Raw genomic sequence first — 12064 nt, 5'->3', positions numbered from 1 at the left:
GATTTAGTATGTAACAAGTTGTTGATTATACCCCTTCCAAACCCCGTGCATGGAGATATGGTTTCTTGTAAACTTCGCTAGTAAATTTCAATACAATTAATTATATATACTGGTTAGTTAATTTTCAATCATTATTTCGTAATTATTAAATTTCCTATGGTATAATGATGTATTATACCAACATATTGGGGGGATACAGATGGCTAGTTATAAAAAGTCCCTAGGCCGACCTCGTGCAAATGATTTAAAAAAACCTACTGAGCAAACAATTTTAGAAGCTGCTACTTCTCTGTTTTTAAATCAAGGTTATCAAGAAGTATCAATAGATGAAGTTGCTAGCAAAGCGCACGTTACGAAAGCTACTGTTTACTATTATTATGCTAGTAAAGCAGATTTATTTACAGAATCAATGGTACAAATGATGTATCGTATACAAAAACAAATCGACACAGTTTTAAATAGGGATGAACCATTACAAGTCCGCTTAAAAGAAATTACAAAAGCACATTTACAAGCTACAGTTCATATCGATATGAATGGTTTTATGCGTGAAACAAGGAGTGCTTTAACAAAAGAACAAATACAAAGCATACAGCAAGCCGAGGAAAATATGTATTCTTCTATTGAGATAGCGATTCAAAACGCAATACAAAAAAATGAAATACCACATCATATTCACCCAAAATTTGTAGCACATACTTATATTGCCCTTTTACAAGTAGGTAATTATCGCAATGCTAATAATGAACCAATATTTTCATCTGTAGATAAAATGGTCGATCAGATTTTACAATTTTTTTGGAATGGGCTTGATCATAAGTAATCTTTTTAGCTGTTCGACTAACTATTTTGCAGAATTTATTCCTACTTCATACCATTTAAAAAAGGCTGCTCATTTAAATAGGAGACAGCCGCTGTTTTTCCTTATTTACTTGTCTTTCTTTTTACAGTTTGTATCGTATGGAAAAACACTTTTTTCCTTTACAACCGTTTAAACAATATATTGTTTTCTAAGTGAATATGTTCAAACGTATTTGACTCCATTTCAGCTAGACGTGCATATGTGACACGATAAGTTCCACATGCAGTTACAGGTGGTTCGAAACCGCTTGTGACTTGCCGTATTTTTTTTAATAAATCTCCGGCAAATTCATGTTCAGCTTCTAAACCACCATTTGCTATTCTAATTCTTTCCAAAAGTTCTTCACTCGGTTTCACTGCATATTCTTTTATTAATGGAAAAACTTCCTCTTCTTCTTTTATCGTATGTTCTGCCATTTCCTGGCTAAATTCATCATAAAGGCGATGTAATTCTCTCAAATGGGGTTGATTACTTCCATGGGCATGAAATACCCTCGTAACAAACTTACTTAATGCGGGTAATTCTTTCTTCAAATAACCATGATGATGATCCACAATATAATCAACCAAATTGGAAATAGATACAGAATCCCAATCCTTCGCTTGATGACCATTCTCCAGCCATTTTTCATAGCGTGTATTTAATTCAAATAATATTGTATCGCCTGCAACTTGATGTTCTTTAAATTGATCTCTTAATATTTTGTCACCGCCACAACAAAAGTCAATGTGGTTTTCCTTAAACAAATCACTCGCATACGGGAAAACCTTTACTATCTCAGCTGGTGTATGTTCTGCAGTAAATGAACGCATATATATAGCCTCCTTATTGTATGTATATATATGATAGTCATTTATTGCATCCATTGCAGTGACCCACATCACTTTAATGAAATCTATCCGCTATACTTGGCTTGTCTATTTTCAAATTCTTTCATCAAATGAATGAGGTAATTCGTGACTTCGTACAACAATCACGAATTGCAACCTTAATAAAGAGGCGGGGACATAAGCGTCTGACACTTTGGTTTTGTCCTAGCCTTTTTGTCATTCTATTATTTATCAATTAGCGCTTGTACGACTTCTTCTGCCAAAAGATGTCTTCGTAAGTCTTGTTCATAGTCCGTTACGTTCATTGTGTTACTTTTTACCTTTTCTAAAAATCTTGCAATGATGGCATGAAAACCTCGCTTATGTAATGTTGGTTCCCAGTCATTACTGCCTAACTGAACGACATCTTTATTTTGATGACTACTCACTTCATTTACATTTTGAACCGTACGTGTTTCGTTGGAACTGAACACTTTCACATGTTCTTCTGTCGTCCCCGAATCTCGATTCATGATTCCGATTCCAGTACCTTCATTTGCTTCAAGCTGTAAGACAACATGATGGAGGCCCTGTTCGTCTTGTTTGCCACGAACATGCATTTGTTCAATGGAATACGGAAATAAATATAGTAACGTATCAATAACGTGAATAAAGTCATCAAATATAAAGGTCCGGATATCATTGACATGATGTGCACGATTTTTTTGAACGATAACCATATTAGGATTCGGTAAATCTGCTAATTTCTCATAAGGTGGTGCATACCGACGGTTGAATCCAACCATTAATAGTAATCCCTTTTGCTGCGCCTTTTCTATAAGTCGCTTCGATGATTCTCCATCATATGTGATTGGCTTATCTACATACACATGAATATCGTGGTCTAATAATGTATCAATAATTTGCTCATGAGATTCAGTCGATGAGTGGACAAAAGCAGCTTTTATCCCACTTGCAAGCCATTGCTCCATATCATCATACGAATGTTGCAGGCGATATTTTTCAGTAACCTCTTGTAAAGTAGCTTTATTTCTAGTACAAATATGTAATTCAATCCCACTTAATTGTGTTAATACTGGTAAATATGCTTTCTTAGCAATATCTCCAATTCCAATCATTCCTATTTTCATGACATTACCTCTCCATTTAGATTTTCTATTTATTAAAAGACATGGTTTTTTTTAAAAACATGTCTAAACCAATCATATTCTATGTAGTCATTCTTCATAACTATTATCAGATATCATTCACAATTACTAATCTATCATCATTTCTTTAAAAGGATCTTCCGCAAATGCAAACATACTCTTTATTTGCGACATCGTATTTCTACCGGTAGACAGTTCAGGTAAATGCGCTTTAGAGAAAAACTGTACATCATTTGTTTCCATACCGATTGTTGCTTCTCCACCAACAATTTCGCACTGAATAAACAACTTATAATAATGGTGTAACTGTGGCGTATGTGCATGAATATTCATATCTAATAGCGCTAACGGCCTCACAGCTTTCACTTGAAATCCTGACTCTTCTTCGACCTCTTTGATAGCATTCTCTAACGGAGATAAACCTACTTCACAAAAACCTCCAGGTAATGCCCATTTCTCATCATTTCTTTCTTTTACTAATAAGATTTCTCCATTTTGAAAAACAACACCTCTTACATCAACTTTTGGTGTTGGATATCCTGATTCTTGTAGAAAGATATTCTGAATTTGTTCGAACTCCAGTTCCGTATATGTTGCGATTATATCAGCACTAATCTCTCTAAGTTCTTCATATCGCTCTATATCAAACGGATCCTTTGAAAAAGTTAAACCAGCTTGTGATAATGCTTGTATTCTTCTCGCCCACTCCAGCCATTTTAGATTCATCAGACTACCTCCAAAAACTGTCTTAAACTTATTCAGAATCTTTATATAGTGTAGCATATACATCGTTCCATTTCATAGCAACCTATTGTTTTAACCTATCAGACTGATAGGATATTTTGTATTGTTTTGTAGCGCTACACAGCTTATGGTATAGATAAGTCAAGTTTAAGGAGGGAATAAAAATGAAAAAGGCAATTTTTTATCATGCAGGCTGTCCTGTCTGTGTTGACGCTGAACAATTGATACTAACATATTTAGATAAGTCAAAGATTGATGTAGAAGTCGTACATTTTGGCAATGATGCTTCTCGAATAGAAGAAGCTGAATCTTTCGGCGTCAAATCTGTACCTGCTTTATTAATTGATAAACAAGTTTATCATATTAATTTTGGAGCAAGCATGGAAGATGTAAAAAATGGTTAGTTCATATACAAACAAGGGGCCGTATTATTTTGCCTCTTGTTTGTATATATTTAAAGACTTACTTATATCTACAAGCTGATTTATAAATATTTGCGTTGCTGTACACATGTATTTATCTTTTCTGTACAAAAGTCCAATTTGTCTCATTGGTGTTGGGTTGACAAGTTTTACCGTTACAATCTTATCATTATTAATAAAATCTAAATATGGTACAGGTAAAATTGTCGCACCAATTCCTTCTGAAACCATTTGCACAATAGACTCCAATGTCGTCATTTCCAGAGTTGGCTTCAAATAAACTCCCGCTTCATTACAATATGATTGAATAAGCATGCGCAAATAATAATTTTCAGGTAGTAATACAGTTTGTATTTGTTCTATCACCTTCCATTCTATTTCTTCTACATTTGTAAGCGAATGATTTATTGGTAGTGCCAATGCAAGTTCTTCTGTAAATAAAGAAATCGTTTCAAGTTCATCATTTTCTATTGGTAAAAAAGTAATACCTAAATCTAGATTGTTCTCAAGTATTTCCTTTTTAATTTTACCTGTTCTCATTCCTAATACAGTTAGTGCAATATTTGGATACATTTTTTTAAAATTAAAAATGACTTGCGGTAGTAAATAATGCGTAGTTGTTAGCAATGAACCAATTGTAAGTTTTCCTCTTTGTAACCCATTTAAATCTTGTAGTGCGGACCGAGCTTGTTCTAGTTCAAAGAAAATGCGTTGACTATGGTGTCGTAATATTTTCCCTGCCTCGGTTAATGCCGTTCTTTTTCCGATTCGGTCAAACAGTGGTACACCTACTTCAAACTCTAAATTCTTAATTTGTTGGCTCAAAGACGGCTGGGAGATATTTAGATTTTCCGCAGCTCTTGTAAAATGTAATTCTTTACAGACTTCTAAAAAACATTCTAATTGTCTAATCTCCATTTCCTCATCCCCCATAATAATAGTCTATTACTATTATTATGACTATAATGATAATACTTTTCAATAATAGGAATAAAAAAGGACCTCACATATGCTCATGTGAAGCCTTTCCTTTCATTACGTTCTATTCCAAAATCTTTGTTGTGCAATCGCACCTACAAATTCTTCGCCAAAGTTTGGATTGTTTGCGGCAAATACAACACCTAACAAGTTATTATTTTCTGATGGCTGCAAATATCGTTGTCCTGTTGTAGCGACACCAATTGGCTTATAATGCTTATATTGTTCATAAATGAATTCCATTAAATCTTGATTAAATCTAGCTTGATTATCCGCTCTACCTCCAACAACATAAATAGAGTCGTACAATACTGGATATTTTGTAGTAAATGTCCCATCTACTTTTAATTTCGTACCATCAGACCCCGTGACATGACCAAGCTTTTCACTAATAATATCGATAAATACACCATACTGTTTCAGCGTGTCTAATGTATTTCTTACTTCTTCACTATTAAATCCATTTTCAATTAAGACACCTACTTTTTGTGTATAAGCGTAATGCGGAGTGTTTGCTTCACTTATTGCTGGTGAGCTTTTCGTAACTGGTACGTTCGTTGCCTGTGGTCGATCTACCCCGATATTATCAGCAATGATACAGGCCATTTCCCTATCAACATGCGCCCACATCTCCACGTTTTGCTGCCTAACTGATTTACTTTTTACATTTTGCAGATGATAAATAAATGTATCAACAAGGTCTTGTTTTTCAAAAGAAGTAATACTGTTCCAAAATAATCTTGCCTGTGAAAAGTAATCATAGAAAGAATCACTAGGAAGTTCCCTTGTTACGTGCCCTTGAACCTTTTCTGGATAATGAACAAATCCACCTTCTTCAAACGTAGATTCAGCAGGCGTATTGTCTGCTAACGAATTATTATGATAGGTTACTGCGTCAACATCAATACGATGTCTCTGATAACTATCACGCAAATTATAGTTTCTTTCTACAAGCGGTCTGTTAACCGGGATATCCTCAATGTTCGCGGAATTTTGTCGATATAATTCTGTATCTCTATAAGCAATTGCCCTCCCCTGTAAGACGGGATCATTCGTAAAATCAATTCCTGGAACGACATTAGAAGGATCAAATACCGACTGTTCTTCCTCGGCAAAGAAATTATCTACAAGACGATTCAATGTCAATTTTCCAACAGATTGCACAGGAATTTCTTCCTCAGGCCAAAGTTTCGTGTCATCTAAAATATCGAAATCATACTTAAATTCATCTTCTTCATTAATCAACTGTATCCCTAATTCATATTCTGGGTATGCCCCTTTTTCAATCGCTTCTATGATATCCCGACGGTGGAAGTCTGGATCGACCCCGCCGATTATATTCGCTTCATCCAGCAACAATGAGTGTACACCAAGCCTAGGAATCCATTTAAATCTAACGTATGTTGACTTTCCTTGTTCATTGATAAAACGAAACGTATTGATTGGCCAACCAGCCATCATACGCCAACTTCTTGGTCGTCCTCGTAAAGACATAAGCCACATCACCATATGTGCAGATTCCTGATTATTTGCGACATAGTCCCAAAAGCTATCATGAGCTACAGTCGCCTGGGGAACGTCCGTAATCGGATTTGGCTTTACTGAATGTGTAACATCCATAAATTTCATTGCATCCGCAAGTATAAATACTGGAAACTGAAGCGCTAACATATCATAATTTCCTTCTTGTGTATAAAACTTTGTTGCAAAGCCACGTATATCAACTGCTGTATCCTTTGATCCTTTACTACCAATAAAATTAGAAAAGCGAACAAATACAGGTGTTTTACGTCCTGCCTCACCTAAAAAATGTGCTTTTGTGAGATGCTTGAGAGATTTGTATACTTCGAAATCTCCATACACACCAAAGCCTCTAGCATGCACCACTTTTTCAGGAATACGTTCCCTATTAAAATGGGTTTGCTTTTTATAAAAATGAAAATCCTGCAATAATGTTGGACCGCGTCTTCCCGCTCTTAATGACGTCTGGTCATTGGAAACCTTTATTGCATTTTCATTTGTCATTTTCTTTCCCGGTCCCGTGTTTTTATGGCGATATTGTTCTAATTGCTCATCTTTTTCATCTTTAAAAACTCTTTTATCATTATCAATGTGATCTTTATCGACACTTTTTTCATCTTTACGATCCATGAAAACCACCTATCCCTTCCTAATCTTTTCAGTCCCATATATACATATGCAACAGTTAAAAATCCGGGACATTTTCATTAGTTTCGAGAGTATTTCACGCAAAAAAGATGATATTCGTTGTACATTTTCAAACTAACATCACCATCAAACTTATTTGAGGAAGATATGTGGCGTAAATCTATCATTTTAATATTTATATCCTCAACATATTAGTCACTTTACATCTATCATTATTGGTAAAAATATGTATATTAACTATGTATTTTTTCACCCTTCTTAGGACTAGCCTGATTAAATATCGTTTCTCTCTTATGCTTGGTTACTTCTTCATCTCTTTCCTCAAACTTTTTATATGCTAAAACATATAGTCCACTAACGAATACCGCACCTCCAACTGCATTCCCTAGCCAAACTGGAATGATATTTTGAAGAAACGCTAACCATGTTAATTTTCCAGCAAAAATAGCAGCTGGAACAATAAAGAAATTTGCAACAACGTGTTGAAAACCAATCAATACAAAAGTCATGATTGGAAACCAAATTGCAAGTATTTTACCGGCAAAATCCTTTGCCCCAAAACAAAGCCAAACACTAATACCGACCAACCAATTACAACCAATTCCAGATATAAATGCTTCTATAAATGAGGAGTCCACTTTTGCCTGTGCAGTCATCACTGTTTTTTCTAGAAATTCCCCTTCAGTTAACCCAACAACATGTCCAAACATATAGGCAACAAAAATAGCGCCTAAAAAATTAAAAAACGTGACTATCCCCCAATTTTTTAGCAAGTTTAAAAATGTAATCTTATTTGAAAACCATGCTGCGGCAACTGCCATCATGTTGCCAGTAATTAATTCACCACCGCCTAAAAGTATTAAAATGAGCCCAATTGGAAAGACACTTGCTCCTAGAAAATGAGGTAAGCTTCCCCACTCACTCGGTAAATTACCTGAAACTCGTACATAAGCTAAATAGCCTAAAGCAATAAACGCTCCCCCCAAAAAGGCGAGTACTTCAATCTTTTTTCTTGGCATTTGCGATTTTTCGGTTCCCTTTTTAATTGTAATATCAATAATTTCATCTGGACCAAAACAGTTCATATTTTCTCTCCACACTTTCATTACCTATCTATCACTGTTTTTTAGCGTCTAACCAACTACTTTGATGTCGATATGCGCAAAAAGGATTGTTAATCATTGAGCATACTACTACAAAAAAATATTATCACTGCGTATATTTACATAGAAAATAGCGGTTTCATTTCTTACTCCTATTATACATGGATAACATCAGCTATCAAACGCTATTATTAGTTAAAGTGAATAAGATCTCAGCAATCTTCATAAAGTGTTCAAGAAGTGACGAACAGGCTTTTCATCCTTCTCTTATCATACTTTAACTCCCCCCTCTAATTTTGAAGTGGATGTCTTATAGCACCACCTGTGCCCTTCCTATTGCTACATTAATTCTTTCGGGGAATTGTGTTGCAAGTAATTTATAGCATTCTACAATGTTGAAAGGTTTATAATGTGGTAATAACGTAGCCACTGCACTGAGTCGAAGCTTATTCGTTTTCGAACCAATATAAGCCAAGCTTTGCATATCGGGCCAGGTAAGCTATTACTGGCATACGGTGATACACTGCCATTCAATAACGAACATACCCCCAAGTTGGTCACATAGTACTGCAAGCTCAGCGGAAGCTTTTCGTCATCTTTAACCGTATTTCCAGTCGAAATTGGGGGTTGGTCGAGGATATTTCATTTCACCACTCCCCTATTATTTAACTAGTTCATGTTTAAATGCATAAATAACCGCTTGTGTACGGTCTGAAACCTGTAGTTTTGACAAGACGTTACTAACATGAACTTTAACCGTTTTTAAAGCAATGAAAAGTTCATCAGCAATTTCTTGATTTGATTTCCCTTGCGCGATTAATAATAAAACTTCCATTTCTCTATCTGTTAAATCCTCGTATAATTCGGTTGTTGACTGTTTTCGCATGCGATTCATTAATTTTCCAGTTACTTCTGGCTCTAAGACTGGATGTCCCCCATACGTTGCGCGGATTGCCTCTGCAATTTCATTTGCTTTCGAAGTCTTTAACATATAACTGGTAGCCCCAGCTTCCAGAGCCGGATATACCTTTTCGTCATCCAAAAAGCTCGTTACAATAATAATTTTTGCTTCCGGCCATTTTGCCATAATATTTCTAGTAGCTTCAATTCCATCCATTTCCTTCATTACGAGATCCATTAAAATAATATCTGGCCGCAAAGAAAGTGCGAGGTCAACAGCTGCTCCACCATCATCAGCTTCCGCAATTACTTCCATGTCAGGCTGTGCAGAAAGATAAGATGTTACACCAATCCGAACCATTTCGTGATCATCCGCAAATAAAACTTTAATCATGATTGACACCTCCGACCTTGGGTACTTTTACTTCCAACCTTGTTCCTTCACCTGGTATGCTTATAAATTTCATTGTCCCGCCAACTTCAATTGCGCGTTCATTCATGTTACTTAAGCCATACGAACTCATTGTTCTCGTCTCTTCTACATCAAATCCTATTCCATTATCAACAATACGCAATATAATTGTCTCATCCCGCTCAATCAACATCACATGTAACATCGTAGCTTTTGCATGCCGTAGTGTATTTGAAACTGCCTCTTGTAAGATACGGAATAACTGATCCTCCACACCTTTTTCAACTTGAAACTGTTCAATTTTCCATTCAATCTCCATTGGTACTTTATGAGTAAGTTCCATTAAAAGCTCTTCCATTCCATCTTGAATTGACTTGCCCTTTAACGGTACTGGTCGTAAATGAAGCAGTAGTGCCCTCATTTCTAATTGTGATTGATGAATCATCTTTTCCACCATTTGCAACTGTCGTTTGATAGAAGTTCCCTGAGGTGGATTCGTTTCATTAATTGTCGACATCATCATCGATGCAGCAAATAACTGTTGGCTAACCGAATCGTGTAACTCCCTAGCTAAACGATTACGTTCTTGAACAACAATTTCCTGTAAGCTTCTTTCTCGCTCATTCGCCCGTTCTGTTGCCATTTTTTGCACATGCTCTGTCTGTATGCGTAGTTTTTCTTGGACTTTATCAATTTGCTCCTCTATCTTTGCAAGTTCAGGATACGTATCTTCATCTTTTGAAATTACTTGTCCTGCAATGACATCATCTAGCTGGCGTCTCACGCTTTGAACTCTTTGTTGCCAATATATAGCGGACGATACCCCATATATAAATCCTGCAAGCAATGGCATAAAAATAATAATGGCAAGAAAAGGAATGTCACCAACTTTTAAATCAAAAAATGTTGTCCAGTTTTCAATTGGAAAAGCAATCAACAAAGCACCTGTCGTCATTGCGGTTAGTAAAATGCTGTATAAAATTGCCGTAAAGATCTGTTTCAGAATTAAATTCATATCCGTTTCACCTCGATATCTCCTGAAAATAACGAGGTAATGATTTTAACACGCGGATTTGCCACGTTATCATATTCTTTTGTTTGATAGATGAGTGATTGATTCATTAATTTCCAATGTTTTTTACCAAAAATATTTGCCCGTCCAAATACAGCACTATGTTGAATACTAACTTCAACCTCATACGGAACATAGACCTCAATCTTACCTAGTACATGTCGAATTGAAACAACGATAGTATCATTTGGCAATACAGTGTTACTCAGATCAACGATTCTATTTCCAATACCACCGTGAATATTAATATCACGCCACTTATATACACGCTCATCTGTTTTTTGATCACCAAAAAGTTGATGATTAAACAGTGGTTTGATTTGCTCTAGTGGCTCTTCTGGATTATCATCATACGTTAATATTGGCTGAATCTGTGTGACATCATGTCTTGTCTTCCAATAATCATGGATAAATAAAACAATACCTGCCACTAATAAAAAACGGACTGCCATCATGTTTAATATGGAAAATACGAGACTCACGACACCTAGCCAAAATATAATTTTTCCCCACATTTGATAAAAATACTTCCGACCTACATAAATCATCAGTACAGCAAATAGCGCTGGAAAAAGCATTCCACCGTGAAAAAAGGCAATCTCTATAATAAATAGGGCTACCCCAATTATCATGATTAAGTTTAGCATATCAGTTGAAAGTCGATGAAACACGGGACTAGCCCCCTATATATATAATCAAACAGGCGTAAGTATTACGCCTGTTCAGTATAACATGATTGTTCTTTTTCCTGCATGTAAGAAATAAATGTCATGCTCTATTTTCACTACGTTTTTGCATTTCCTTCTCTAATTTTGAGATTTTACTATCAAATGTACTACGATAATATGCACTATTCACCTTGTATTCCAATCCCTCAATGTAACGTTCCATCTCAGCAAATTTAGAAAATGGTTTATCAGATATATTTTCCATAATCCGATTCATTTGATGGCTCGCATGGGCAACATTTTCTCTTCCCATTAATTCCATACGGCGTAAACGCATATCTTTTAATTTATGTTTCATTTCCTCGTATTTTTGTTCTAATATCTCTAATTGTTCTATGGATTCTTCACGAGCTTTTTTCATACGCTCTGCACGAGTTTGATATTCTTCATACTCCTTCATTGCAAATTCATACATCTGTATTTCTTCAGCTTTTTCAGCAATGGCAGCTTGTTTCAATCGCTTATCTGCTAAATCCTGTGCTTGATGATATTCCTTTGTAAACTCATCTTTCAAACGATATTGTCGCGCAACGAGTTGTCTTACTTTTTCTGTTTCTCGCTCACTTTGTCGTAAATACTGATTTAAGGATGCTATTGGATTATTTTGCTCCTTTTGATCCATCAAATTGTGTAAATCAGCTGAAACTGAATCCTTAATACGTTTAAAAATATTTGTCATTTTATATTCTCTCCTTT

12 protein-coding genes are annotated in these 12064 nt (G+C 35.5%); 2 read left to right on the top strand and 10 right to left on the bottom strand.

Annotated features, from left to right (window positions below; all coding sequences use genetic code 11):
- Nucleotides 1–199: 199 nt before the first annotated feature.
- Nucleotides 200–823, top strand: a complete 624-nt coding sequence (locus ACFFIS_RS08470) for a TetR/AcrR family transcriptional regulator (protein WP_320378713.1) — start codon at nucleotides 200–202, stop codon at nucleotides 821–823.
- Nucleotides 824–981: 158 nt separating this feature from the next.
- Here ACFFIS_RS08470 and ric read toward each other — a convergent pair whose 3' ends face one another.
- From ric to ACFFIS_RS08455, 3 genes are all read right to left on the bottom strand, one after another.
- The gene (ric, locus tag ACFFIS_RS08465; RefSeq protein ID WP_320378712.1) at nucleotides 982–1674 is read right to left on the bottom strand and encodes an iron-sulfur cluster repair di-iron protein; all 693 of its coding nucleotides are present in this window, start codon (nucleotides 1672–1674) and stop codon (nucleotides 982–984) included.
- A 242-nt stretch (nucleotides 1675–1916) separates the two neighbouring features.
- Nucleotides 1917–2822: a Gfo/Idh/MocA family protein gene (locus ACFFIS_RS08460; protein WP_320378711.1), complete on the bottom strand. Its 906-nt coding sequence runs from the start codon at nucleotides 2820–2822 to the stop codon at nucleotides 1917–1919.
- A gap of 126 nt (nucleotides 2823–2948) precedes the next feature.
- The gene (locus ACFFIS_RS08455) at nucleotides 2949–3566 is read right to left on the bottom strand and encodes an NUDIX hydrolase (RefSeq protein WP_320378710.1); all 618 of its coding nucleotides are present in this window, start codon (nucleotides 3564–3566) and stop codon (nucleotides 2949–2951) included.
- 182 nt (nucleotides 3567–3748) lie between these two features.
- Between ACFFIS_RS08455 and ACFFIS_RS08450 the strand changes: the two genes are divergently transcribed.
- Nucleotides 3749–3988: a thioredoxin family protein gene (locus ACFFIS_RS08450; RefSeq protein WP_320378709.1), complete on the top strand. Its 240-nt coding sequence runs from the start codon at nucleotides 3749–3751 to the stop codon at nucleotides 3986–3988.
- Between the two features lie 24 nt (nucleotides 3989–4012).
- Here the strand turns inward: ACFFIS_RS08450 and ACFFIS_RS08445 are convergent, their stop codons facing one another.
- The 7 genes from ACFFIS_RS08445 to ACFFIS_RS08415 form a co-directional block, all read right to left on the bottom strand.
- Nucleotides 4013–4924 carry a LysR family transcriptional regulator gene (locus tag ACFFIS_RS08445; RefSeq protein ID WP_320378708.1) on the bottom strand — a complete coding sequence of 304 codons (912 nt, stop codon included), beginning with the start codon at nucleotides 4922–4924 and terminating at the stop codon, nucleotides 4013–4015.
- A 117-nt stretch (nucleotides 4925–5041) separates the two neighbouring features.
- Nucleotides 5042–7135, bottom strand: coding sequence for a catalase (locus tag ACFFIS_RS08440; protein WP_390186967.1), 2094 nt, complete (start codon nucleotides 7133–7135; stop codon nucleotides 5042–5044).
- A 251-nt stretch (nucleotides 7136–7386) separates the two neighbouring features.
- Nucleotides 7387–8238 (bottom strand): formate/nitrite transporter family protein, encoded by an 852-nt coding sequence (locus ACFFIS_RS08435; protein WP_390186965.1) that lies wholly within the window; start codon nucleotides 8236–8238, stop codon nucleotides 7387–7389.
- Between the two features lie 679 nt (nucleotides 8239–8917).
- Nucleotides 8918–9550 (bottom strand): response regulator, encoded by a 633-nt coding sequence (locus tag ACFFIS_RS08430; protein ID WP_390186963.1) that lies wholly within the window; start codon nucleotides 9548–9550, stop codon nucleotides 8918–8920.
- Nucleotides 9543–10583, bottom strand: a complete 1041-nt coding sequence (locus ACFFIS_RS08425; RefSeq protein ID WP_320378706.1) for a sensor histidine kinase — start codon at nucleotides 10581–10583, stop codon at nucleotides 9543–9545. The genes ACFFIS_RS08430 and ACFFIS_RS08425 overlap by 8 nt, the downstream gene beginning before the upstream one ends.
- Nucleotides 10580–11311 carry a cell wall-active antibiotics response protein LiaF gene (gene liaF / locus ACFFIS_RS08420; protein WP_320378705.1) on the bottom strand — a complete coding sequence of 244 codons (732 nt, stop codon included), beginning with the start codon at nucleotides 11309–11311 and terminating at the stop codon, nucleotides 10580–10582. The genes ACFFIS_RS08425 and liaF overlap by 4 nt, the downstream gene beginning before the upstream one ends.
- Before the next feature lie 97 nt (nucleotides 11312–11408).
- A complete protein-coding gene (locus ACFFIS_RS08415) occupies nucleotides 11409–12047 on the bottom strand; it encodes a PspA/IM30 family protein (protein WP_320378704.1) in 639 nt (212 codons plus the stop codon).
- Between the last annotated feature and the right edge of the window lie 17 nt (nucleotides 12048–12064).

Source organism: Paracerasibacillus soli, from assembly GCF_042432965.1.
In the GTDB taxonomy this organism is placed as follows: Bacteria; Bacillota; Bacilli; order Bacillales; family Amphibacillaceae; genus Paracerasibacillus; species Paracerasibacillus soli.
Note: the sequence above shows the minus strand (reverse complement) of the source record. Positions and strands in the feature narration are given on the sequence as shown.